This window comes from Sutcliffiella halmapala, from assembly GCF_002019665.1.
In the GTDB taxonomy this organism is placed as follows: Bacteria; Bacillota; Bacilli; order Bacillales; family Bacillaceae_I; genus Sutcliffiella_A; species Sutcliffiella_A halmapala.
This window is the reverse complement of the sequence record NZ_KV917375.1, coordinates 1,914,825-1,940,476: the sequence shown is the minus strand read 5'-3', so window position 1 is coordinate 1,940,476 and position 25,652 is coordinate 1,914,825. Positions and strand designations below refer to the sequence as shown.

General features: G+C 38.0%; 22 protein-coding genes and 3 riboswitches. Of the genes, 8 read left to right on the top strand and 14 right to left on the bottom strand.

All coding sequences use genetic code 11. From position 1 onward, the window contains the following. Position 1 precedes the first annotated feature (1 nt). On the bottom strand, positions 2-1,348 hold the full coding sequence (locus BK580_RS09395) for a M20/M25/M40 family metallo-hydrolase (RefSeq protein ID WP_078380071.1): 1,347 nt from the start codon (positions 1,346-1,348) through the stop codon (positions 2-4). 262 nt (positions 1,349-1,610) lie between these two features. On the opposite strand from BK580_RS09395, the gene BK580_RS09390 reads away from it, so the two are divergent. The 3 genes from BK580_RS09390 (at position 1,611) to BK580_RS09380 (ending at position 4,995) form a co-directional block, all read left to right on the top strand. Continuing rightward, a complete protein-coding gene (locus tag BK580_RS09390; RefSeq protein ID WP_235864025.1) occupies positions 1,611-2,735 on the top strand; it encodes a M20 family metallopeptidase in 1,125 nt (374 codons plus the stop codon). Between the two features lie 207 nt (positions 2,736-2,942). Continuing rightward, positions 2,943-3,872: an ABC transporter ATP-binding protein gene (locus BK580_RS09385; protein ID WP_078380070.1), complete on the top strand. Its 930-nt coding sequence runs from the start codon at positions 2,943-2,945 to the stop codon at positions 3,870-3,872. Between the two features lies 1 nt (position 3,873). Further along, positions 3,874-4,995 (top strand): ABC transporter permease, encoded by a 1,122-nt coding sequence (locus BK580_RS09380; RefSeq protein ID WP_235864024.1) that lies wholly within the window; start codon positions 3,874-3,876, stop codon positions 4,993-4,995. Positions 4,996-5,111: 116 nt separating this feature from the next. On the opposite strand, the gene BK580_RS09375 is transcribed toward BK580_RS09380, so the two are convergent. From BK580_RS09375 to BK580_RS09350, 6 genes are all read right to left on the bottom strand, one after another. Then, positions 5,112-5,993 (bottom strand): AraC family transcriptional regulator, encoded by an 882-nt coding sequence (locus BK580_RS09375; RefSeq protein ID WP_078380069.1) that lies wholly within the window; start codon positions 5,991-5,993, stop codon positions 5,112-5,114. Between the two features lie 131 nt (positions 5,994-6,124). Beyond that, the gene (locus BK580_RS09370; RefSeq protein ID WP_078380068.1) at positions 6,125-8,086 is read right to left on the bottom strand and encodes an iron ABC transporter permease; all 1,962 of its coding nucleotides are present in this window, start codon (positions 8,084-8,086) and stop codon (positions 6,125-6,127) included. After that, positions 8,087-9,082 carry an ABC transporter substrate-binding protein gene (locus tag BK580_RS09365; RefSeq protein ID WP_235864023.1) on the bottom strand — a complete coding sequence of 332 codons (996 nt, stop codon included), beginning with the start codon at positions 9,080-9,082 and terminating at the stop codon, positions 8,087-8,089. It abuts the gene before it with no gap. Positions 9,083-9,434: 352 nt separating this feature from the next. Next, positions 9,435-10,502, bottom strand: coding sequence for an LLM class flavin-dependent oxidoreductase (locus BK580_RS09360; protein WP_078380067.1), 1,068 nt, complete (start codon positions 10,500-10,502; stop codon positions 9,435-9,437). 329 nt (positions 10,503-10,831) lie between these two features. Beyond that, positions 10,832-11,770, bottom strand: a complete 939-nt coding sequence (locus BK580_RS09355; RefSeq protein WP_078380066.1) for an LCP family protein — start codon at positions 11,768-11,770, stop codon at positions 10,832-10,834. A gap of 147 nt (positions 11,771-11,917) precedes the next feature. Then, the gene (locus BK580_RS09350) at positions 11,918-12,505 is read right to left on the bottom strand and encodes a cupin domain-containing protein (RefSeq protein WP_235864022.1); all 588 of its coding nucleotides are present in this window, start codon (positions 12,503-12,505) and stop codon (positions 11,918-11,920) included. Between BK580_RS09350 and BK580_RS09345 the strand changes: the two genes are divergently transcribed. From BK580_RS09345 to BK580_RS09330, 4 genes are all read left to right on the top strand, one after another. After that, on the top strand, positions 12,485-12,979 hold the full coding sequence (locus BK580_RS09345; RefSeq protein ID WP_328589091.1) for an MFS transporter: 495 nt from the start codon (positions 12,485-12,487) through the stop codon (positions 12,977-12,979). The genes BK580_RS09350 and BK580_RS09345 overlap by 21 nt on opposite strands. 101 nt (positions 12,980-13,080) lie before the next feature. Beyond that, positions 13,081-13,183, top strand: a riboswitch (SAM riboswitch). A gap of 137 nt (positions 13,184-13,320) precedes the next feature. Next, positions 13,321-14,172, top strand: coding sequence for a transporter substrate-binding domain-containing protein (locus tag BK580_RS09340; RefSeq protein ID WP_078380063.1), 852 nt, complete (start codon positions 13,321-13,323; stop codon positions 14,170-14,172). A gap of 61 nt (positions 14,173-14,233) precedes the next feature. Continuing rightward, positions 14,234-14,917: an amino acid ABC transporter permease gene (locus tag BK580_RS09335; protein WP_078380062.1), complete on the top strand. Its 684-nt coding sequence runs from the start codon at positions 14,234-14,236 to the stop codon at positions 14,915-14,917. A gap of 15 nt (positions 14,918-14,932) precedes the next feature. Next, positions 14,933-15,676: an amino acid ABC transporter ATP-binding protein gene (locus BK580_RS09330; protein WP_078380061.1), complete on the top strand. Its 744-nt coding sequence runs from the start codon at positions 14,933-14,935 to the stop codon at positions 15,674-15,676. Positions 15,677-15,792: 116 nt separating this feature from the next. Here BK580_RS09330 and BK580_RS09325 read toward each other — a convergent pair whose 3' ends face one another. The 6 genes from BK580_RS09325 to BK580_RS09300 form a co-directional block, all read right to left on the bottom strand. Beyond that, positions 15,793-16,662 carry an aminoglycoside 6-adenylyltransferase gene (locus BK580_RS09325; RefSeq protein ID WP_078380060.1) on the bottom strand — a complete coding sequence of 290 codons (870 nt, stop codon included), beginning with the start codon at positions 16,660-16,662 and terminating at the stop codon, positions 15,793-15,795. 320 nt (positions 16,663-16,982) lie between these two features. Further along, entirely contained in the window at positions 16,983-18,104 is a 1,122-nt protein-coding gene (locus BK580_RS09320) for a metallophosphoesterase (RefSeq protein WP_235864021.1), read from the bottom strand. Between the two features lie 251 nt (positions 18,105-18,355). Continuing rightward, complete coding sequence (gene tenA / locus BK580_RS09315; protein WP_078380059.1) at positions 18,356-19,021, bottom strand: thiaminase II; 666 nt, start codon at positions 19,019-19,021, stop codon at positions 18,356-18,358. Positions 19,022-19,042: 21 nt separating this feature from the next. Continuing rightward, positions 19,043-20,317 carry an acetylornithine deacetylase gene (locus BK580_RS09310; protein WP_078380058.1) on the bottom strand — a complete coding sequence of 425 codons (1,275 nt, stop codon included), beginning with the start codon at positions 20,315-20,317 and terminating at the stop codon, positions 19,043-19,045. Positions 20,318-20,396: 79 nt separating this feature from the next. Then, positions 20,397-20,496, bottom strand: a riboswitch (TPP riboswitch). A 162-nt stretch (positions 20,497-20,658) separates the two neighbouring features. After that, positions 20,659-21,270 (bottom strand): DUF421 domain-containing protein, encoded by a 612-nt coding sequence (locus tag BK580_RS09305; RefSeq protein WP_078380057.1) that lies wholly within the window; start codon positions 21,268-21,270, stop codon positions 20,659-20,661. Positions 21,271-21,459: 189 nt separating this feature from the next. After that, positions 21,460-22,347 (bottom strand): 5'-methylthioadenosine/S-adenosylhomocysteine nucleosidase, encoded by an 888-nt coding sequence (locus tag BK580_RS09300; protein ID WP_078380056.1) that lies wholly within the window; start codon positions 22,345-22,347, stop codon positions 21,460-21,462. Positions 22,348-22,723: 376 nt separating this feature from the next. Then, positions 22,724-22,826, bottom strand: a riboswitch (purine riboswitch). A gap of 493 nt (positions 22,827-23,319) precedes the next feature. Between BK580_RS09300 and nagZ the strand changes: the two genes are divergently transcribed. Next, on the top strand, positions 23,320-24,537 hold the full coding sequence (gene nagZ, locus BK580_RS09295) for a beta-N-acetylhexosaminidase (RefSeq protein ID WP_211279020.1): 1,218 nt from the start codon (positions 23,320-23,322) through the stop codon (positions 24,535-24,537). A 33-nt stretch (positions 24,538-24,570) separates the two neighbouring features. On the opposite strand, the gene BK580_RS09290 is transcribed toward nagZ, so the two are convergent. Further along, positions 24,571-25,644: a sulfate/molybdate ABC transporter ATP-binding protein gene (locus BK580_RS09290; RefSeq protein ID WP_078382705.1), complete on the bottom strand. Its 1,074-nt coding sequence runs from the start codon at positions 25,642-25,644 to the stop codon at positions 24,571-24,573. Positions 25,645-25,652 lie beyond the last annotated feature (8 nt).

Below are 25,652 nucleotides of genomic sequence, written 5' to 3'. Positions count from 1 at the left end.
CCTACCTCTTTGCGTAATCTTTCATAATAGCTGCAATTAATTTAATGCCTTCTATGAAATCATCTACCTTGATATTTTCATTTGGTGCATGGTTATTCGATTGAAAATTCCCTACCCCAATTGAAACGGATGGGATGCCGAATTTTTGACAAATCTCATACATTGGACCAGTTCCAGGGGACATTGGCATTACCGTTGGTTTCTTTTTGGTTAGTTGTTCTGTGATAGTTATAATACTTTCTGCTAGTGGATTCTTTAGTGGTGTCTTAGCTGGTTTTTCCAATCCCATTTGGATAATCTCAATGTCTTGATAGCCGTTTTTATCTAAATGCTTTCTTAATAAGCTAACTATTTTATGCGGATCTTGATTTGGAACGAGGCGAAAATCTATTTTCACTCTTGCTTCAGAAGGAAGTACTGTTTTAGAACCTTCTCCGGTATAACCTGATGTAATTCCACAGATATTGCATGTTGGACTAAAAATCAGACGTTCCTTCAGTGCATCCCCTTCAAGCCCGAGTAAAAAGGAATTCAAGCCCAGATTTGATAGCATCTCTTCTTCGCTATAAACGAGTTCTTGAATCGCTTTTTTTTCCTCTTGAGATAACTCTAAGACTTCATCGTAAAAGCCTTCTATTTTCACATTTTCATACTGATCTTTAATCGTGTTTAACGCCCACAGCAAACGCCAAGCTGGATTTTCAATTACCACCGCGTTTGCAGAATGCATATCAGTATTTGCTCCTCTGCATACAAGTTCAACATATGCCATGCCTTTTACCCCAAGACTGACTTGTTGTGTTCCATCAGCATTTCGATATCCGAACTCCCATATACAACCGTCTGCTTCAACAAGTTCTGGATAATTATCACTGAATTCACCTAAATGGATGCTTCCTATCTCTTCTTCACCCTCAACTATGAACTTTACAGTGAGAGGGAGTTCATTTCTTACTTGCTGATAGGCATGAACCGCAGCTAATCTTGCAATTAAATTCCCTTTGTTATCGGCAACCCCTCTTGCAAACATCTTCCCATCATCAATGACTCCTTCGAACGGTGGATAATTCCATAGGTCTACTGGTTCTTCTGGTTGCACATCATAGTGATTATAAAAAGATAATGTTTTGGGTGAATTTCCATTAATCTTTCCGTAGATAACAGGAAAACCTGACGTAGGTACTAGTTGTCTTTCTCCGTTTATCTCTTCTATGTAACTCATAACTTTATGAGCAGCTTCTTGCATACCTCTATTTTGAGCTGCAACACTAGGTATTTGACAAAGTTCTCGAAGCCACTGAATATACACATCTTTGTGCTCTTCAATATATTGATAAATATCCTCCACTTTATCCCCCCTGATCATTTAAGGAAACATTCCTTAATCATTCCCTAAAAATCTTATTCCCAATATTAAAACTGTTTGATTATTTTGTCAATCTAATATTCTTAATTTTTTTTATATTCAAAACTATTGAATAAATAGAGATAGTGTTCTACAATAACAAAATTATAGACAGGAAAAGATGGAGAATCCTCGTAACAACTTAAATTTTCCAAATATACATTTTTTCTAGTTTAGAAAAATAAACTAATTGGAGGAAAAGACATTGTTAGATATTCATACATATTTAAATCAGCATAAAGATCAAATGTTAGAGGATTTAACAAGATTGGTAGAGGCGGAATCTCCCTCACTGGAAAAAGAAATGGTTGATTCATGTGGTCAAGTACTAGAGACTATTTTTAAAGAACGATTAGGAGTAGATGCAGTAAGATTTCCTCAAAAAGATCGTGGAGATCATTTACTATTTAAAGTGGGAAAAGGAAAAACTAGAATTCTAATTGCCGGCCACTTTGATACCGTTTGGGATAAAGGACGATTACCTTTGTATATTAATGATGGGAAATTCTATGGACCTGGAGTACTTGATATGAAGGGTGGAATTATCCAATCGATTTGGGCAGTGAAAGCATATCTTGCTCTAAAATATGAATTGAATGCGGAGATTGCATTCCTTTGCACATCTGATGAGGAAGTAGGTAGCCAAACTTCGAGGGCACTAATCGAAGCAGAAGCACAAAAAAGTGATATTGTCTTAATTACAGAACCTCCCGTTGCAAAAACCGGAGCTTTAAAAACTGCTAGAAAAGGCGTAGGAATTTATCAGTTAAAGGCGAAAGGGATAAGTTCACATGCCGGCAACCATCACCAAGCAGGAAAAAGCGCCATCAAAGAAATTGCTCACCAGATTATTAACTTAGAAGAACTAACTAATTACAAACTAGGTACGACAGTAAATGTTGGAGTTGTAAATGGTGGTACTAGAAGCAATGTTGTACCTGAAGAAGCGGAAGCGCATATCGACTTTCGTGTGGAGACAGCTTCTGAAGCAAAGCGAATGGTTAATATATTAGAAAATCTTTCTCCCATTATCGATGGAATTGAACTAGAAGTAACCGGTGAACTTAATCGCCCTCCTATGGAACGTACAGAAGAGATTGTAAGCCTTTTTTTAAAAGCAAAAGAAGCCGCAAAAGAAATTGGCTTCTCACTAGACGAAGCAGCTGCCGGTGGCGCAAGTGACGGGAACTTCACAGCATATCTTGGTATACCTACACTTGATGGCCTGGGATGTTTAGGCGAAGGTCCTCATGCTGAATACGAGCACATTATAATCGATGAGATACCTAAAAGAACTGCACTGATTTCTCATTTATTGATGAGAATTTAAATCCACTATTAATATATTGCTATTTCAATATTTTTAAAGCCCTGATGAACCGATGCTTCATCAAGGCTTTATGTATTTTAGCGAATAGCGATTTATTCCTTTCACATGAATTACATCCGAAATCATTTGACAGAAAATTATAGAAATTACGCCTAGTTCTGTTAAAATAAATATGTCTTATAGTTGCCATGAAAGTGAGGAGAATACATGACGGTTTTAGAGGTAAAACAGTTACAAAAGTCGTTTGGAACGATCCATGCTGTGCAAGACATTAGCTTTTCTGTCGAAGCTGGGGAAGTGTTCACCATTATTGGACCTAACGGAGCAGGCAAGACGACAACGCTTGAAATGATTGAGGGTTTAGTTACGCCAGACAATGGGGAGATACATTTCGGAGCGTTGAACTGGGATAAACATGCAACATCTATCAAAATGAAGATTGGTGTCCAGCCTCAATCAAGTGCGATGTTTGATTTATTAACTCCTGAAGAAAATTTAGATCTTTTTGCTACCTTTTATGAGAATGCACGTTCTACCGAAGAAATGCTAAAATTAATCAATCTTACCGACCATCGTCACAATCAAGTAAAAAAGCTATCAGGAGGCCAGCGACAAAGGCTTGCAATTGGACTTGCAATGATTAGTGATCCAGAAATTATTTTCCTCGATGAACCTACAACTGGTCTTGACCCACAAGCACGCCGAAACATATGGGATATTATCCTTGAACTTAAGAAATTAGGTAAAACAACCATTCTAACTACTCATTATATGGAAGAAGCAGAAAAACTAAGTGATCGTGTTTGCATTGTCGATCAGGGACGTATTGTCACATTAGATACACCTGGAGCACTGATTGAAAAACTAACGAAAGAAAGAGAAGTACGATTATCGTTTCTTGATGGAGAAACGGCAGCAGAGGAAGGCGAGCTCTTTTCCAATAATCTTGATTCTGTCTCTCGTACGAAACGGGATGGAGCATCACTAACCCTTTGGACGACCAAGCCTGAGGATACGCTCTATGATTTATTCAAGTTCACAAAGGAAAAAGAATACCAGGTAGAACAAGTCTCCATCCGAGAAATGAGTTTGGAAGATGTCTTTATTGCTTTTACTGGCAAGGAATGGAGGGATTAAGGTGAACAATTTTAAACAGTTTAAGAAAATGTTTGCTGCTCAATTAAAAATGACCCTTCGTGAGAAACAGGCTTGGTTTTGGGGGATATTTTTCCCAGTCATTCTAATGGTTATCTTTATGGTTATTTTTACTGGAGGTTCAGATAAAGAGTTTCATTCAGAAATTGCAATTGTAGATGAAAATCCGAATCCCACCTCTGAAATGCTGTTAACACAAATAACGCAACTTCCTGTTTTTGACATTAAAGAAGAAGAATCCGTTAATCGAGTACGAGCAGAGGAATTGGTGAAAAACAAGGAAGTAGATGCTGCTATTATTTTACCTGAATCGCAAGATGCTACTACACTTGTTCTTATCGTAAACAAAGAAAATGAACAAGGTGTTACTACCCAGGCGATTGCCGGTATCTTGGATAAGTTTATTCAGCAGGCAAACCTTCACAGCGTTGGCGCTGCACCTACGTATGAAATGCAATTCGAATCGATTTCATCAGGAAATACTGAATTGAGCTATACAGATTTTCTATTAACTGGAATGATCGCCTTAGCAATTGCGCAAGGGGGCATGTTCGGAATGGTGGATTTAGTAGAGATGCGCCGAAAAGGACTGATCAAAAGACTACGGATGACGCCTGCAAACATGGGGCTTTTCGGATTAAGTGATATGGTGATGAGGTTAGTATTTAGTATCGTCCAAATCGTTCTACTTTCACTTATCGGCGTTTTTATATTTGGCGCAAATCTCTACATCAATTTTCTTGGTCTACTCGTCGTCTTTTTAATTGGAGCACTATCATTTAATGCACTTGGCTACTTCTTCTCCTCTTTCAGCAAAACAGCGGAAGCTTACATGGGAGTCGCAAACATCTTTAGCTTCCTCATGATGTTTTTAAGCGGCATATTCTTCCCAGTTGAAACAATGCCAGACTGGATCCAGCCGATATCAAATATTCTTCCACTTACCTATTTTGCTGAAGGGTTAAGATATAGCATGGTGTATGAGACGAGTATATTCACAAGTACTTTGTGGTTTGGGATTGGAGTATTACTTATTTGGGGCGTTGTCACCTTTGTCATTGGTTCTTGGTTATATAGAAGGAATTCGATTGTGGCTACGAGATAACAGAAATAGAATTTCAACATAGAAAAAGTGTTAGGTACTACTAAAATGGTTGTACCTAGCACTTAATCTTCATAAATAAGAGAGCTGTCGCAAAAACAACAGCTCTGAAAAACAAGTTATGTTCTATTACTTTTTGTCACCGGAATCCAAATTTCACTTTCAAAAGTCGGAGATGTTAGATCTTTATCCGCATTCCAAAGGATTTCGGGACCTTCTGTTTGCTCATAGGTTGAAGATGGGAACCATTCAGAATAAATGCGTCCCCACACATTTTGAAGCGTATCTGGGAATGGCCCGATTGCTGTAAATACTGCCCAAGTTGAAGCGGTAACCTCAAGATGTTCAAAATTACTGGGAGATTCATTTGTGGTTGCTACACCAATATAATGATCCAACTCTCCTCTTCCCTCCATCCGACCTTCAGAAAAGTTAGTGGATGCACTTATCAGTCCGATAGGATTAACATTGGAAAGAGATTTAAGCGACTCTATCATTTCACCATTTAGACTTTTCCACATTTCTGCTATCTCTGGATTCACCCCATGAAAAATGATTGGTACCCTCTTTTTCAAACCCACAATGCGAAATGGTCCTTTTTCTTCGATTCGATAATTCATTTCATGCCCTCCTTTTATGGATAATTGGAAGGTCATGGGTGGATAAGCTTTCATTGGCTTGCCATTAGTTCTTGCTTCTGATGGTGTAATGCCGTGCAATTGTTGAAAAGCCCGTGTAAAAGAATCAGGGGAGCTATATCCGTATTTCATTGCAATATCAATAATCTTTAAGTTGCTATCGGTAAGCTCCAGTGCTGCAAGAGTCAAACGTCTCCTACGAATATATTCCGATAAAGAAACACCTGCGAGGAAAGAAAACATTCTTTTAAAATGATATTCAGAGCAAAGTGAAGTCCTAGCTACTTCTTTAAAATCGATTTCATCTACAAGGTTTTCCTCGATATACTTTAACGCCATATTCATGTTCTTCAGCAAATCCATCCCTTGACCTCCTTTATCAATAAAATAACAGGATTGGAGGGTAGTTACCCGACAATATATGCACAATAAAGTCGGGTGAAACTATGTCTTTTCTCCTTTAAAATAACTTAATCCATTGAATGGAAAAGACCTTACTTTATTTTTTTCAATAAATATAGCAAGTAAGGTGCCCCAATTAGAGCAACCACTAACCCAGAAGGAATCTCTTTCGGAGCTAATACAACCCGCCCAATAAAGTCTGCTAGTACAAGTAGAAAACCTCCAAGGAGCATACTAACCGTCAATAACGGCAAATGTAAATACCCAACTAGTCTACGTGCTATATGTGGAGCGAGTAGACCAACAAAGCCGATGGTTCCGACAATCGATACGGCACCAGCTGTTAACGCAACACCAATTAATAGTACCCAAATTCTAGTCTTTGAAATCTTTAGTCCATGACTAGTTGCTATATCATCGCCAAATGCTAGTGAATTAAGTGATCTTGTAAAATACACTGCGATTGGAATAAGCAGCAAAAAGATGATGGATACAAGTTGTACTTCTTCCCAGCCTTTTGCATACGTACTACCTGATAACCAAACAAGTGCTGCCGCTACAACAAGCTTAGATTTAACAACTAAAATTTGAATAATTGCGGAGCCAAATGCTGACACAGATATTCCAATAAGTGCGACTAACACTGGCTGAAATCCTGCTCTCCATGACGTTATAAAAATTATCAACATGGCAAATAATGAGCCAAGAACAGCACCGATCGGCATCCATGAAGCAGGTAGTGTTGGAAATAACACGAGAAAAATCATCGCGCCAGCACCACCCATAGACGTAATCCCTAACACACTAGCATCTGCTAATGGGTTTCTCAATACTCCTTGTAACAAAACACCACTCACTGCAAGCATCGCCCCTATAGCAAACGCTGTTATCACACGAGGTATTCTAAAGTTCCAAACAATTTTGGAAGTCCACTCTGACATCGCAACCCATTCCGATCCATTATAAGAAAAGGAAATCGTTACTATTACTCCGATACCAAGTAGAAGAATAGGCAAAATCCATTTTAAGGAAATCGGATTCTTAGTTCCTCCTAATGATTTTCCGCCCCTTTTTTGCTGCTTTGCTGTTTTGTAGGCTAAATACATGAGCCATGGCCCACCAACTAACGCCGTCATCGCACCTACAGGAATCTCCTGACCAGGCTGTATCCACCTCGCTGCTGTATCAGCAGCTATTAATATTACAGCTCCCCATAAGAAAGAGTGCATAATTAATGCTCTATGACCTTTAACTCCTAGCAAACGAACAATATGAGGAGCGATTAAGCCGACAAATCCAATGACCCCGACCACACTGACTGTTACAGATGCTAAGACAATCGCAATGGTCCACATTAACACCTTGACCTTGATTACGGACTGTCCTAACGAGGTTGCAACACCTTCTCCTAATGAGAGCGTATCTAGTGTCTTCCCTGAGAAAATCGCGATCACGGTGACAATCAGAATAAATGGGAATGCAAAAGTAACTCCTGACCAGTCTAACTGAAATAAAGTCCCCGCTCCCCATAAGAATAAACCATTTGTTTCATTTTCAAACAAAAGCTGGAGTGCACCAGTTACTGATGAAAAAAACAAGGAAATAACCATTCCAGTTAACGCAACTCGAACAGGATCAAGCGCTTTCCCTGCTAAAGCCAGCACAAGAAAGGTCGAAAGAGTAGCTCCTACCAAAGCCACAACAAATGGAAATTGACTAAGAAATCCTGGAAAGAAAATAATCGCTATGACTACTCCAAAATAAGCACCGGCGTTGATTCCTAAAGTACTCGCTGACGCTAAAGGATTATTCGTTAACGTTTGTAAAATAACTCCTGCTACTGCAAGAGCACCTCCAGCCAACAGTCCTATAACAAGCCGCGGCAAGCGTAATCCCAGTACTATATCCTGTACGCGACCTTCTGTCCAAACGTCGGTCACAAGTTCGGTAACTGTGTAACCTGCCTGCCCTTGTGTAAGGTGAAGGATACATAAGGGAATTAACAGGAAAAAGCCCCCCAAAAAAGAGAGGGACTTCGCGTTTTTCAAACGCATTTAGTTAGTCACCATTGTCTCAACAATACGATCAACTACTACTTTCGCTGATAACGGACCGCCAAATAACCAAGCATCCCCACCTAATGCATATGTACGGTTTTCTTGAACAAAACTTAAGTTTTTCCAGACACTATTGTCCTTTAACTGGTTCTCAAACACATTATCATTATCCTGCACGACATAGATAAAGTTTGCATCTTCATATTTTGTTAAACCTTCAACATTCAACGTACTAAATCCGTACACTTCAAACGAATCTGGTTGATGAACATTATTTAATCCTATTTTCTCCAAAATAGTAACGGCAAGAGCATTTGGTGTAAATACACGAATTTCTGGTGCTTGACTTGCACTATACGCTTGAGTAAGAACGACATCCTTATTTTCTAAATCACTAGATTCAATGGTTGCTTTTGCTTCCTCATACTTCTTAGCTAAATCAGCAAGTACCTGTTCTGCTTCTGAAGTTCTACCAACCGCTTTTGCAATTTCATTAAACGTTGCTTCCATTTCCGCATATTGATTAAAGCTTTCATCCGTTGGATATGGATCAAAAAAGACTGTTGGAGCTATAGATTCTAATTCATCTTTGATGGCTTCATGACGACTTTTAATAGCAATAATTAATTCAGGCTCAAGTGCTGCTATTTGTTCTAAGCTAGGCTCTTGGCGTGTTCCTACATCTATTACATCACTGCTTAATTCTTTTTCAATATCAACCCAGCTGTTGTATCCTGCAATATCTGCCATCCCTATTGGTTGTACACCAACAGCTAATAAATCTTCTGCATATGTCCATTCCAGAGCAACCACATTTTGCACCGGACCTTCTAACTCTACTTCACCTAATACACCGGAAACCGTAATTACATCTGCCTTGTTCCCTTCGGAAGCGGCTTCATTTTCTTTATCTCCGCCATTACTTCCATCTTTTTGGCCGCAAGCAACCAAAAAGATCATTAAAGCTATTAACATCAGTGTAACCTTTTTCACTTTAGTTCCCCCTGTTTAACCAATTATGATAATCGTTATCAATTATAAAACATTATGAATTTTTTGCAAGAACTATTTATAGATGAGCACATGATTACTCATATCAGTCAAACTCTTTAGGAAGAGTATTTAGCTCATAGGATAAAATCACTTCTGCTAGGTTTAGCTATTAGAATGCGAAAAGCAGTGGATTCCTTTAAGGGAACGCACTGCTTTTCGTATTGTTTTCTTTCTACTTTTTCCCATGCTTGTACGGAACAAAAGCACGTACGAATTATCCTTTCTAAACACATCACCCACCGGGCCTTTTTATACTCCCTCATGATAAGTAGAAAGAACATTAATTCTAGGATTAATGCCTCTTTTCCAATTTACTCTCCGCTTCCCATCTTGCTATTTCTTCTCGAACCTTAGGCGCGACCTCTGTTCCTAATAGCTCTATTGCTTTCATGACATCATCATGAGGCATCGTGCCAACTGGAACATGAAGCATGAAACGGGTAATACCTACATTTTTTCGAAGGTGAATAATTTTCTTAGCTACTGTTGCAGAATCTCCTACATAGAGAGCTCCCTCAAAGCTACGAGCAGCATCAAATGTGGATCGGTCATACCTTGCCCAGCCACGTTCTTGTCCTAATTTATTCATTACCTGTTGGGTAGAAGGGAAAAATTTATCAGCAGCTATTTCAGTATTCTCGGCTATAAATCCGTGTGAATGTGAAGCAACCGGTAACTTTGATACATCATGGCCAGCATGGATTGCTGCTCTCTTATAAAGGTCCACTAATGGTTTGAACTGAAGCGGACTGCCTCCAATAATAGCCAGAACTAACGGCAATCCTAGAATACCTGCGCGCACTACGGATTCAGAATTTCCACCACTGCCAATCCATACAGGAAGTGGACCCTGAACTGGACGCGGATATACCCCAAGATTTTGAATGGCAGGTCGATGTCCACCTCTCCAAGTCACTTTTTCTGACTCCCGAATTTTCAACAACAACTCTAAATTCTCTTCAAATAACTCATCATAGTCTTTTAAGTCATAACCAAACAACGGGAAAGATTCAATAAAAGAGCCTCTACCGGCCATGATCTCAGCACGACCATTCGAAATTCCATCAAGCGTTGCAAAATCTTGAAAAACTCGCACAGGATCTACAGAAGAAAGTACTGTTACAGCACTTGTTAAACGAATCCGGTTCGTTTGGGAAGCTGCTGCTGCTAAAACAACTGCAGGCGAAGAAGCTGCAAAGTCTTCGCGATGATGCTCCCCCACACCAAAGACATCCAATCCGACCTTATCCGCCAGTATAATCTCCTCGACCACCTCACGTATTCGCTGAGCATGACTAATTACCTCACCAGTTACAACATCTGGTGTCGTTTCTACAAACGTACTTATGCCTATTTCCAAGAAAAGTTCCCCCTACTTAATAATTAATCTATCTAGAATTACAGCATTATTTAATTTTGTAGTCAAATGAAAGGTCATGGATTTTCGGTTATCTCCAATATTCCCCCTTTTGCCACTAAGTGTTTCAATATCCCTAGACCGCGAAAAAATAATCTAGTATTCAGAATTAAAATCATAACATTACTGTATTTTCTATACCGGACCAATTGGAATGTAAGTCCAAGAACCTATATTCACCTTACTAGAAACCCCAATATAAAAAGCCTAATTTCGTAGCACCATTAAGAAATTAGGCTTTTTCGTTACTCCAAAATACACATGCTACTGTTTCAATTAAAAAAATCTTGCATCGCATTTTTATTTTCTTCAATATCTAAGCCAAGCACTGCCCCAGCGTTCTCATATCTTTCATCCGTATAGGTGCCTTCCAATGGAATTCTTATGGATTCAATATCATTCTTGTTCTCAAAAAGTATAGATGGACCAATTGAAAAAAGAAGCGAATTTTCCATGTTTGTTTTAATATGAGGTGTAATTGTTCCTAAAATTTGAGGAAGTTTTACTAAATTATTAATCTCTGAAAATTCACTAGTTAATACTTTTAGGACATCCTGTTGTCTTCGGACTCTACCAAAATCACTTTCCGCATCTTGTCTAAACCTAACATAATCCAATAATTGATCACCATTCAACTTATGTGTACCAGCAAAAAGGGTAGAATTAATTCCTTTAGACATTTCTTTTTCAATATCAATTTCAATCCCATCAGGAAAAGCTACATCTACTACTTTAGAGAAACTATTAAAATCGACTATTGCATAATAATGCACATCAACATCAAAATTTAATTTTAAAGTTTTTCTTAATAACTCTACTCCCCCAAATGCATGTGCAGCATTAATCTTGTTATAACCATAATCCGGGATTTCTACGTATGAATCACGCATTATCGATATTATTTTAGTGCTTTTGGTTTTCCCATCATATTGAGCAATCATAATCGTATCCGTTCTAGATTTCTCCTCATTCCTAGCATCAATACCTAATAATAAAACGTTATGTTTATCATCTGTACTTTTTACCGGGTTAAACTCTATTTGTGTACGATCTATTACAGATTCTTTAACTGAACTCTCAAATGCACTTTTATATTGTAAATATCCATAAATTAATACGGCCGAAATAAGCATAATAGGAATAAAACCTATTGATATTAATAGTTTTTTCTTTTTAATATTTCGCTTTTGTCTTCTAGTTTTAATCGTCATATTAGCATCCTTGTATTTTAAAATTTGATGATTCAAATTTAATCTAACAAAATTTTCAAAAAAATACAATCTTTAAAAATAATAATAGACTATTATGTCGAATTTAATTTTTCTTCCTTCCTTTTATACTAAATTCATTTCCTGAATTTAAATTCGATACCCCATTACACGAGCCACTCTTGCCAATCCGCCTAATAATGTCCGTTGTAAAAAAATAGGTGGTCCGGATAAATAGCCATCTATACTTTCCCAGGCTAAGCCTAACCAAAGTGGATTTTTTGGTATTCCTTTAGCATTTACTTTGTTTTGAATGGTTAACTTATGAATGATTTTAAACATATCCCAATGATTCTTTGGTGGTCGAATTTCATGGATGACTAGTAACTGCTCTTCACTCTCGTTCCAAAATTGATGAAGCTGTTTCGGAAGCACCTTCAATTGCTGACCAGGTCCTAGTAAATACTCCTTGCCATCTACCATAAACCGCATCTTTCCTTCCTTAACTGTGAACGATTCCGTCAATTCTGGATGCCAATGAGGCCCGTTCATCGCACCCATTTTCTTCACTAAATGCTCAATTACTATATATTCTCCCTGTTCATCCGTCCCTTTTTCCAGAAGCGTAATGGTTGTTCCATCCGGGTGAACTAGTACCTCTTCAGCTAATTTAACTATGCTAAACACCCCATCATAAGATTTAGTTAATCGAAAACTATAAATTTCGTTTGTTATCAAGCGTTCTATCATACTTTCAATTATGACAAATCAACTTCATCTCCACAAATAGTTAAACCACTTATCGGACAAAAATGGGGAGTCGGACGTGCGATTTTTTCCCGCTTTCTCTATAGTCCGGCTGTAATCCTCATTGCATTGGCACCAATAACAAGTCATGTTAATCACCAAGTTGCCGCACTAGTATTAGTGATTATTGGTCAATTCTTTTACGGTTTTGCGATGAGAATCGAAGGGCCAATCGAAATGGGCTATCTCCAGTCCATCACACCAATGCACCTGCAAGGCCGAGTGAATGCAACAATGCGGTCGATCAATCGCAGTATGATTGTAATTGGAGCACCACTAGGCGGATTAATCGCGGACGCGTTCAGATTCCGAACGTCTCTATGGGTTGCCATTATTGGGCTAGCTATTTGTGCGATTTGGTTAGCTGTTTCTCCAATGCGGGATGCTAAACTGGAAGAACAGTAGAGGGTACTTTTCTCAGTCAAGAGAATTGACTCACAAAAATCTATTGACTGTTATTTCTTTGAATGGTAATATTTCCATTAATAACTTAATAGTTACTTTGTTTCTTATCACGAGAAGGTGGAGGGATTGGCCCTATGAAACCTCGGCAACAGACTTTTAGAGTACTGTGCCAAATCCAGCAAGCAACGGCTTGAGAGATAAGAAGAGTCCGGTATTTTTATTTTTTTCTGCCAACCTCTTCTTATGGAAGAGGTTTTTTGTTTATGTTAGGAGAATCGTGATAGCGGCAACTCTGTTAAGTTAAAACCAAGTAAAACTATTGAAAAAGGATGGTATTGAACATGAAAAAACTTTCATTATTCTTGTTTGTCTTCACAATTGGACTCTTACTTTCTGCTTGTGGTGACAATGAATCTAGTAGTTCTGCTACACCTTCAGATTCTACTAGTAAAATAGCTGATGAACAAAACTCTTGGGAAAGGATTAAAGAATCCGGGAAAATTGTTGTAGGGACAGAGGGACTTTATTTTCCAGTTACATATTTTGATGAGAATACTCAAGAATTAACAGGCTTTGATGTAGAAGTAGCAAAAGAATTAGGAAAAAGATTAGGCTTAGAGGTCGGATTTAAAACCATGGAATTTGACGGACTTCTTCCAGCTCTTCGTAATGGCCAAATTGATGTTGCTGCCAATGACTTCACTATTACAGAAGAGCGTCTAGAAAAATTTGATTTTACGATTCCTATTAAACATTCTTTTGGATCTGCACTTGTTCGTGAAAGTGATAGTTCTGGGATTGACACAGTAGAAGATTTACAAGGAAAAAAGGTAGGAGGCTCTGCAACAAGTAACTATTCGGACTTTGCAAGGAGCCAAGGTGCAGAAGTTGTTGTTTATACAGGTTCGGATACGGTATTACCAGAAATTATCAACGGTCGTGTTGATGCTACACTTAATGACTACCTTGTCTTAATTCAAACTTTGAAACAATTTAATAAACCTGGTTTGAAGCTTGCGGAAAATGTGAAGTTTGAACCAAATGTTGGAGCAATTGTGATGCAAAAGGATAGCACAGAACTTAAGAATCAATTAGATAAAGTACTACAAGAAATGATCGATGATGGATCGATTAAAGAAATCGCTCTAGAATTCTTTGGAGCAGATGTTTCTCATCCAGTTGAAATAGATTAGTTTTGATTAGGAATCGATTTGATTCCTTTCTTTTTTACATATGAAATGAAGGAGACTTTTTATGTCGGATTTTAAATGGGAATATCTTTTTAATGTCGAAGTTGCCTTAAACTCCCTCCCTTTTATTTTAGAAGGAGCCTGGTATACGATTTATATTGCGTTAGTAAGTATGGCTATCGCGTTGGTTTTAGGATTATTTGTCGCACTTGCAAGGATGAACAAATTTTTCTTCACGCGCACAATAGCACGGATTTTCATTTCTTTTATGCGTGGCACTCCCTTACTTGTAATTCTATTTATCTTGTATTTCGGACTTCCAATGGTTGGCATAGAACTAAAGCCACTGTCAGCAGCAATTCTTGGAATAAGCCTCCATTTTTCCGCTTATTGTGCCGAAATTATTCGTTCTGCCATTTCTTCCGTTTCACATGGTCAATGGGAAGCAGCTGAAACATTAAGAATGTCTTATTGGCAAACAATGCGCCGAATTATTTTACCTCAAGCAACACGAATCGCTCTACCACCATTATCAAGTGTTTTTATGGATATTATTAAAGGTACCTCCCTTGCGATGGTAATTACTGTATCTGAAATGTTTTATCGAGCTAAAGTTGTGGTTGGTCAGACTTACGAGAGTTTAACATTATACATTCTCGTTGCACTTATATACTGGGGATTATGTACCGTTGTCACCATACTACAAGACTATCTAGAGAAAAAAGCTAATCGTTATGTCTCAGCTTGATTGGAGGTTAAATGTATGATTCAAGTTAACAAATTAACAAAAAAATTTCAGGATACAGAAGTCTTAAAATCTATCTCTTTAACTATTGAAAAAGGTGAAGTAGTAAGTATCATCGGCCCATCCGGTTCGGGTAAGACAACGTTACTTCGTTGTCTTAATTTATTAGAAACTCCCTCTTCTGGGACGTTACAAATTGCTGATGTACAAGTAAGTTTTAACGGAAAAACTCCATCTAAAAAAAAGAAAAAAGAAATCCAACAATATTCCGGAATGGTCTTTCAGCATTTTCACCTCTTCCCCCATAAGACGGTATTAGAAAATATTATCGAAGCTCCTTACATTGTGCAAAAAAGAAACAAACTTGAGGTTATAAAAGAAGCAGAAGTACTCTTACAAAAAGTGGGCTTGACAATACAAAAAAATCAGTACCCTGATCAACTATCCGGAGGTCAAAAACAACGCGCTGCCATTGCAAGAATGCTAGCCTTAAAGCCTGAAATTCTCCTATTCGATGAGCCAACCTCCGCCCTTGATCCAGAACTTGTGGGTGAAGTATTAACTGTCATCAAAGAACTGGCCGACGAAGGTCAAACCATGGTTATCGTCACACATGAAATGAACTTTGCGAGAGACGTATCAGATCGTACAGTGTTTATTGCGGATGGTCATATCATGGAGGAAGGTACGCCGGAAGCTATCTTTTTTAATCCAAAAGAAGAGCGAACGAAGCGGTTTTTGGAGAAAGTGCTGGTTAGATAGGGGCCTTTTTCTATTTCATTATCATAAAAAAGAGAAGACCTAACGTTGTTCAAAACGAAAGTCTTCTCCTTTTTTAGGATTTCTGTAATCTAATGTTGTTCAAAATAAAATACCTACTAATAAATCTCCATTGCGTCTTCAGGTAAACCTTGAACACGCTTAAGGTACCGCTTTACCTTCTCCGCTTCTTTTAGTGGGTAGATATAAGAAAGTTTATCTGCCACTTCATTAGCAACTTCTTCAAACAAATCCGTCATGATAAACAAAGCTTTCCAAATCTGTTCATCATCTCCGCTAGGATAGGTCTTTAATAACTTCTCCCATGTTTCATTCGTCACATAACGCTTTAAATATTTGCCATTCTTACCGATACTTAAGGAAAAATCGGTATCGATGCCTACTTTCCATTCGATCATTTTAATGAGCATCGCTCTTACAATATTTAAATGATCATAAGCATATAGGGTTTCCCGTCTCCATAATCCTTTTGCTACATAAGTAGAAACCCACCAAAATTCATTACTGCAATCAGCAAAATAGGCTGCAGTGGGCTTTTTCACCCAATATTCTTCGTCTGTTGGCGGAGATAAAATTGGCATCGTCCCATCTTTATCTAATAAGAGGATTGTCAGCCCATCTTCATAGGTATACTGATCTTTTTCCTCTATCGGCGCAAGAATTAAATCAATTCTATTCCCATCGTTAAATAACATTAAATAGGAGAACCTTCCTCCCAAAGAAGGGGGGAACATCGCCATATCCTCCGGAGTCTGCATGATTATTCGTTCGCCAAAGACATTAACCCAATTAGGGTTGTCTAAAAAAGATTGCATGTCCTTTACTAGGTAAACAATATCATAATCCCGAAAAGAATCCTTTGGTACGTTCGGATTCGTACGAGAACCATTCATTCCAACCGCTCTAACTCTATCATCTTCCTTCGCTACTTTTAAAACTAAATCTAGCATTTCCTGTTCAGAACGCATTTATTTCCCCTCCTAAAAAGGTGATGTAATTATTCAAAAACACCCCAACTAAAGGAGGTCCTCGAATACTAACGAAATAGAGTTATTTAAAATGTTCTTTATATGTCATCGAATTCGAATTCCCCCATTTCATTGTGATTCTTTTGTTCTTCTCCGTCCCTCAGCTTTTTATGATAACTTGCATATAATAATGTTTTCCATCATTATATTTATTAACTTAATAATAACAAAATCCTTCCTGATTTTATGAGTAAATAAATCTTATACAATGACTACTATCATCAAAAAAGCACAACTAGCGAGCTAGCTGTGCCTAGATTCTACATATTCGATTCTTCTTGAAAAGACACATTAATTTGCACAATCTCTGAACGAGATCCTATCCGTATCGGTGGACCCCAGAATCCATAGCCAGAGGATACAATCGAATACATCTGCTCCTTCTGTAAAAGTCCCCAATCATTTTCATAAATTCGTTTCGTTATGAGGTTACCAGGAAAGACTTGTCCACGGTGTGTATGGCCTGAAAGCATAAGGTCGATACCATGCTCTTGCGCAATATCCAGATCGTACGGCTGATGTTCTAGTAAAATAACGGTCTTCGATAAATCCATTCCCTCCGTAAACGCCCCGAGCTCCAAACGTTCAGAATTCGTACGATCTCTTCTACCGATAAGGGTGATACTATCATTAATTGTAATGACATCATCATATAATACGTGCAAATTTCCAATTTCCAGCGTATCGATTAAGTCCTCAATCGGTCCATTATGTCGATCATGGTTACCGAGAGAGAGATACACGCCATCAGGGGCTTTGATTTGAGCCAAAACTTGGGCAATTTCTTTTTCAATAAATTGATTGATATCATCGTCAAGAATGTCTCCTGGAAACAAGACGAGGTCTGGTTCTAGTGCATTAATCTCCTTCACCATCCGAATCGCATGACGTTTCCCTGAAAGTACTCCAAAGTGGGTATCGGAAGCCATCACAATATTAAGCTGCTCAGTCGATGGATTACTTTTTTCAATCTGTATATCGTACGTTTGAACGGTTGGACTATATGCGTTAAATAATCCATAGCCTACTAAAGAAAATACTAAGCCCATCGCCATAATACTAGACCATTTATCAATATTAGGTCTTGGCAATCGCGTTAAACGTAAAAGCAAAACACTAATATGTACTAAAGGTACGATAATGACTAAGAGATAAAACAACGCCATCCAAAAGGAACCAATAATATGAAATATAATATTATCGAAAAATCTTCCTATTACAAATGAACTAGAAACAATAGTAAATGTAACAATATAAAGGACTTTGAATTTCCGTGATATCTCTTTTTTCACCACGGACTTCATCCAGCCCCAACCACTCCACCCAATATACAAAACAAGAGCGGCATACACGAAAAGAAAAACTAAACCAAAAATAATCACAACTTTGTTCTCCAATCATTTTTACATAGTGGAAAGTGAGTAAAATCTTTCCTTTATAGTGTGCATTGTATCACAATTTTACACGACTACTGTAAGATTTAGCTTGCTAATACAAAAAAGGAAATTTACTGGTGAGCAGATATTGTATAAACAATATCTAGCGTGCATCACTACCAATAAATTTCCTATACGAATTTATTTAAGCTCTTGTAAGCATACTTCCTCTACACTCTAGAGAAGACATCAAAAACCTATTCCCACATCTGTCCCTTATAAGCCATATCCCAAAACATATACTCAAACCGTGTCGTATTCAAAAATATTTTCTCTAACTCCAAAAGCTCTGATTCTGATTTTCCTTCAGCCAACTTATCCATTAGATCCTTACACCATGTTGCTAATTCGCCAAATTCTTCGCAGCTATACATACTAATCCATTCTCCATATAATTCATGAGTAGCTGCTCCAGGAATTTGACTTAGTTCTTTTCCAATTTCCCAATAGCTCCACATGCACGGTAACAAAGCAGCCACTAGCTCAGCAAGTGTGCCACTTTGCGCTTTATGTAGCATGTAGTGAGAATAGGCTAGCGTAATTGGAGATGGCTCTGCATTCTCTAATTCCTCTAGTGAAATTTCAAACTGTTCGGCATAGCTTCTATGTAACGCCATTTCCTCGTGTAAAGTCGCATGTAATAGTGCAGAAAATTTCTCCATTGTGGACACATCGGTTGCTTTAACTGCACCAATTCCAAACAACTTGGCATAATCGATTAAATAAAGATAGTCCTGGATCATGTAAAACCTAAACTTCTCTTTATCTAGCGTTCCGTTCCCCATTTCTACTACAAATGGATGGGAATGATTTTTCCTCCAAATTGGCTCTGTTTTTAGTTGCAAACGCTCTGTGAATTTCATTTTTAACCCTCTCCAATTCTACTATTTTTTTGTATGGCTCCATTCATAAATAAATGTTAATACTACTTTTGTATAATCAACTAATTGTTGAATAGAGACTTGTTCGTTAATCGAATGTGCATGCTTCAGCTCTCCTGGACCATAAATCGCAGCAGGTATTCCTGCATCACCAAACCAGCCGCCATCAGTCACAGTTGGTGATACACCTACAACAGGTTGTTCTTTCAAGGTAGATTCGTGACAGCCCATTAACGTCTTGATAGCCTGATGCTCCGGGTCAATCTCTAAGGAAGGGAAAATTTCACCACGATCGACAATCATGGAGGAACCACCCCACTCAAACGTCGGAGGATTTTCTCTTAACCATGGATCCGCCTTTGCCACGTGCAGAATGTGCTCTTCGATTTCTTTTACGACCTGTTCATGCGTTTCATTTGGGTAAAAGTGCACGGTAATCCATAAACGACATTCATCGGCAATAAAAGCAGCATGCCTTCCTCCTTCAATAACAGCAGGATTAATCGTATTTGTACCAGGATCATATCCAGGATAGCTTTTCATCACAGACCAGTGTCTCTCCAAGTCTTGCAACCCTTGCATGATTTTCATCATCTTCTCAATCGCACTAGCACCATAAAGCTTGCCACCAGCATGAATCATACTTTTCCTTGTTGCATCATGATGTGTTTGCTTACTTTTAACCGTAACCCAACCAGTTATCACGCCACCTTGCCCTTGAATTTGCAGATTACTAGTATCGACCACTAACGCAAAATCAGCCGTATACCCCCTCTTACAACACTCCAAAGTCCCCGCTTCCCCTACCTCTTCTCCAATCACAGACTGAAAAGTAAGATCTCCGGGCAGTTCAATCCCCGCCTCATGGAGTAGCTTAATCGCAAACAAAGCCCCAGCAAGCCCACCCTTCATATCAGAGGCGCCACGACCAATAACAACTCCATCCCTCACTACTGGAGTAAACGGATCGACCTCCCATTCTTCCGTCTCACTTACCTCTGCTACATCCATATGCCCATTCACAATCAAACTTTGATACTCCTGTGAACGCTTTCCTTTCAACACTCCTACCACATTCGGATCACCAGGATAAACATCCCACTTATCAATGGCAAATCCTCTTTCTCCTAAAAAATTCGCAATAAACTGCTGCGCATCCTCCGTATTTCGCGCAGGAGGAGCTGGCGTTTTATAGCGTATCAAATGCGATAAGAGATCCACTAACTCATCCTGACGTTGATTCACCATCTTTAACAATTCCAACAAATCCGATTTCATTTACATCACCCTCACTTTTGAAAAAAACAACAAAAAACCACTTCCCTAAAGAAGTGGTTGAATTAGAAAAAGACACAACTATCCCATCATTCCACTTCCCTTCGCTAGCATTACCTAGAGCAGGTTACAGGGTTAAGACAGCAGTCTCTCTCAGCTAAAAAGCACCCCTAGTGTTCGTGTATTCTATTATATATAAACTTTAACAAATAGAAGGGATTAATACAATAAATAGTGTCGAAGATTCACCCTTATGATATTCCTTTATCATTGAAAACAAAAGATTATCTATGAATTAGAAAAAGATTGATAGGAGAGCTCATATTTGAACTTTCAATGTCTAGCTACTGTAACCTCTTAGAAGTAGCCCCACCCTCCTCATCCCTCACCACTTCTGAAAAAATCGACTTTTGATTTTTTTCTTGGAGAATATTTGGGGGCTGTTGACCAGTTGGAAATTTATGATGAAGATAATCTAAGATTGCTTGTATATCTTCTTTTGTCGCATATTGGGCGCTTTCTTTTAGTACGTATCCCAGTTGTCCACTTGGCTCAATGGTTGCTGTTTTGACATTGCTAATGTTCGAGATGTTGTCTTGACGTAAGCGCATTTCCAATTGATCGACGGTGATTCGCATCTTTTTAAGGTTTTCGTCAAGAATTGTTCCATTCTCTATTACAACTATTCCTTTTCCAGTTATGAAGGTTTCAAGTTTATCAAATTTTATTTGAAGGCATTCGATCGTTATTAAAACGATTACCAATAATAAGGCAATTAAAAAGGTGATCCAAATGTTTTTTTGGAGTACTGGCTGAATGAGTAAATTTCCGATTGAAATCATGATGATGGTTTGTGCGGCAGTCAGCTGAGAAATCGATTTTCTTCCAGCCAATCGCAAAATAAGAAATCCAATAATTACAATTAGTACCGCTTTCCATATCCAATCTAACTCCAAGACATGAGCCTCCTAAAATCTTTTCCTTCTATGTAGCATGACTAAACACATATAAATTATTCAAAATTCCCCATACAACCTATTCACTTACCCTCAATATTCCTTCTTTACAGTTGCTGGTGGTCAAGCACTACTATCTATAGATACCACAAAAAAAAGACCCTAAAAAGGGCCTCCCAATCAACTACATTATTCGCCTTGCATTGTGGATATATATTTTTTTACTACTTCATATACATATTCTTGGTTGGCTGTTGCTGTTTCTGGGTTGTATTTACCACCGTTGGTTTTATTATTAGATAGTACTCTAATACCCAAAAATGCTATATCATACGCGCCAGCAATTTGTGCTGCTGCAGCACCTTCCATTTCTTCTACAGATGTGCCAAATTTAGTATGGAACCATTTAATTCGATCAACTTCATTATTCCATACATCGGCAGAACCAATAGTTCCCTGAACAATTTTACCCTCTGTATAGGTATCAATCACTGCATTTGCAGCTGCGAGCAAATCTTTATCTCCCTCGTAATAACGAATTTTTTCAGCATTTGGATCTTCTCCTGCACTTCCTTCAGAAGCCATTAAGTCCATTGGTATCCATACAGTTGGATCAATTCCTTGGTTTTCATCCTTATCTGCTGTCTTTAATGAACCGAGGTTTGTCGTTCTTTCTCCTAAAACAATATCAAATACGTTTAAATCCGGGTCATGTCCGCCTGAAGTTCCTTGATTGATGATGGCAATTGGATTATATCTCTCAATAGCAACTGCTGTAGCTGCAGCTGTATTTTCCATCCCCTTACCAGTTTTTGCTACGATTACTGGATAATCATCTAAAGTCCCTATGTAAAACACAAAAGTTCCTGATGTTTCTTCTTTCACATTCTCTAATCTTTGTGCAAACTTTTCAGCTTCGATTGGCATTGGTCCTTGAACCATAATGGGTCTTTGAGTTTCTACTTCCACTTTCTCTGCTGCTGATTGTGAAGGAGAACTACATCCTGCAAATACCGATAATAACAGTACCGCTATCATTGATATTGAAATGAATTTTTTTACCATGTTGTTTTTCATAAGTAATCTCTCCTAAGTAGTTTTTCTTTTTGATGTTGATATACTTGCTTTTTTGGTCAAGACTCTGTTAAACACCGCTGTTGATTTCCACACGAGGCTACGCTTTCCACGGGGCGCTTGTGGAGCCTCCTCGGCTTCGCCTGCGGGGGTCTCCACAAAACGCTATCTCCCGCAGGAGTCTTCTTCCCGTGCTCCAATCAACAGCTAGGTACCTAAAAATCAAAACTGTACTTTAACAAAGCCTTGGTCAATAGAAAAAGGTCTAGAAAATGTAGAATAATTTCTACCATCTAAACCTACGAGTTCAAGTATATATAATGCAGCTAGTTAAGAAGCCAGTGCTACATCATAAAATGGGTTCAACTAAAAAGCCGAACAACCATATACTTTACCTCGTAGTCCTGTTCTTCAATGGGAACCGGGTAGAGACACTCAGACCATATTACCGAGTATATACGAGTAATAATATTTCACTTTATTACTTTATTAATATAACAAATTAATAACAGATAATCAACCAAAATACGAATTTTAATTAATAAAAACTAATTTAATGTTCGTGTTTTATCGTTTTTAGATAATAACACAGTCTTTATCCCTACTCCTTTTACAAAATAAGCTATTTTGATAGGTAGAGTGAAATAGAGTCGGAATTATTCGATTCACTCGAAAATCGTTAGTTGTGCAACCTTCTATCATTTCCGCATTTTCCATATTCCCTTTTGCTTGCCATCGCCTTTTTCAACTTATTCTCCAAATGGACTTTGCTAGATAGTATGAATACGATAGGAAAACGGGAATATTACATTTAATGGACCATGTTCAAAAAGGCAATTATATTTTAACTGCCCATAAATAAAGAATCCCTATGAGAGATAGGGAATTAAGTTTTCGCGTAAAAGAAATTGTTTTATAGGGAAAGGTATGATGGAAATTAGGAATAATTGGTACAAAAAAGAGGTAGTTTTTTCTTTGATTTTGATAATGATTTTCGTCGGATGTAGCAAAGCTTCCAACCATAACATCGTTCACGCTGTCCAAGGCGCTGAGTATGAAATGGAAACGGAAGTATCTCTGCTTGATGGCGCAACTGATCCGATAAAAGCAAAACTGGATTCTATGTCAATAGCAGAAAAAATTGGTCAGATGCTTATGTTTGGATTTGATGATAGTAAAATTAATGAGGAAACTAGGAAATTAATAGTGGATAATCATATTGGTGGTGTCATTTTATTTAAGAAAAACATAACTAGCTCACAGCAATTATTGGCCTTAACCAATCAGATAAAAGAAATAAATTCCAAGCATCATAACACTCCCATTTTTATAGCAGTAGATGAAGAGGGTGGTTTAATATCGAGAATGCCCCCTGAGATAATAAACTTGCCAGACAGTGTGGACATTGGAAATTCTAATAGTCCAGCACTTGCCTATCAAGTTGGTGAAGCCATTGCAGAAAGAGTAGACTCATTTGGATTTAATATGACGATGACCCCTGTTTTGGATATCAATAGCAATCCAGCAAACCCAGTAATCGGGAAAAGAGCTTTTGGCGCTAATAGGGAAATTGTTGCAAAGCTGGGAATCGAAGAAATGAAAGGAATACAATCCAAAAGCATCATTCCAGTAGTAAAGCATTTTCCAGGTCATGGTGATACAGATGTTGATTCTCATCTAGGATTGCCGGTTGTAAACCATAGTTTGGAAAGACTTCGCCAAATGGAATTGGTGCCATTTCAACATGCGGTTAATCAACAAGCAGATCTGATGATGGTTGCCCATATCCTTTTGCCTGAAATAGACATCGAATTCCCTTCTTCTTTATCAAAAAATGTAATCACCAATTTGTTAAGAGAAGGAATGAACTTTAATGGCGTTGTGATAACCGATGACATGACAATGGGAGCTATTATCGAAAACTACGATATAGGGGAAGCTTCCGTAAGAGCAATTCAAGCAGGAAATGACATTATTTTAGTTTGCCATGGTACAGAAAATAAAGTGAAAGCTGTCAACAGTATAACCAATGCCTTCAAGGATGGAACGATAAGTGAAGATCGTATCAATGAAAGCGTGGAAAGAATTTTACGTTTAAAAGATAAATATAACTTATCAGATAGTCTGCAATACGATCTTGATTTAAATAAAATAAACCAATCATCAGAAGAAATACTTCGTGCACTTCAATAAAGGAAGCCAGAGAGATTCCTCCCCTCTGGCTTTTTAAATCATATAATCCTGCGGCGTAAACACTTTTAATTGCCTTGGTCTAACAAATACTTCTTCGCCTACTCTAAGTGCTAACTTTACATATTGTTCCTTTGAAATCTCTGCCTCTAGATATTCTTTATTATCACTACGAACTAACTCAATCTGAACTACTGGACCAATCATGTGGAGATGAGTAATTGTTGATTGAACCGCTTCTTCCCCTTCGTTCTCTTTGCTAATATTAATATCATGTGGCCTAACATAAGCTACTGCTTCTTGGTTATTTGTACCACTCCATTCTGGAATATCTAAAACAAAGTCACCTTGCTTCAGCTTTCCATTATTGAAACGTCCTTTAAAGAGATTGACACTGCCCAAAAAATCATAGACAAAAGGAGATTGTGGATTTTCGTACACTTCATTTGGTGTGCCTATTTGTTCTATTTTCCCTTGATTCATTACAACAATTTTATCTGCTACATCTAAGGCTTCTTCCTGGTCATGAGTAACAAAAATACTGGAGATTTGAAACTCATCATGTAGTCTTCTCAACCATCTTCGTAGCTCTTTTCTTACCTTCGCATCAAGAGCACCAAAGGGTTCATCCAGTAACAATACCTTTGGTTCCACCGCTAACGCTCTAGCCAATGCCACACGTTGTCTTTGCCCTCCTGAAAGTTGAGCTGGGTAACGATTGGCTAACGCTTCTAATTTCACAAGCCCCAACAATTCATGCACTTTGTTTTCTATTTCTTTTTTACTAGGTCTTTCCTTTCGCGGCCTTACTTTTAAGCCATACGCAATGTTATCAAATACGGTCATATGTCTAAACAAAGCATAATGTTGAAAGACAAAACCAACCTTCCTTTCTTTTGCTGTAACTGATGTAATGTTTTCCTGGTCAAAGTAAATGATACCTTGATCGGCGGCTTCTAAACCAGCAATGATACGAAGTAGGGATGTTTTCCCAGATCCAGATGGACCTAACAAAGCTACTAGTTCCCCTGTTTGAATTTCTAGATTAATATCTTCTAATGCCTGAAAGGTACCAAAAGACTTTGAAACTTGTTTTATCACAATACTCATGGGAATAC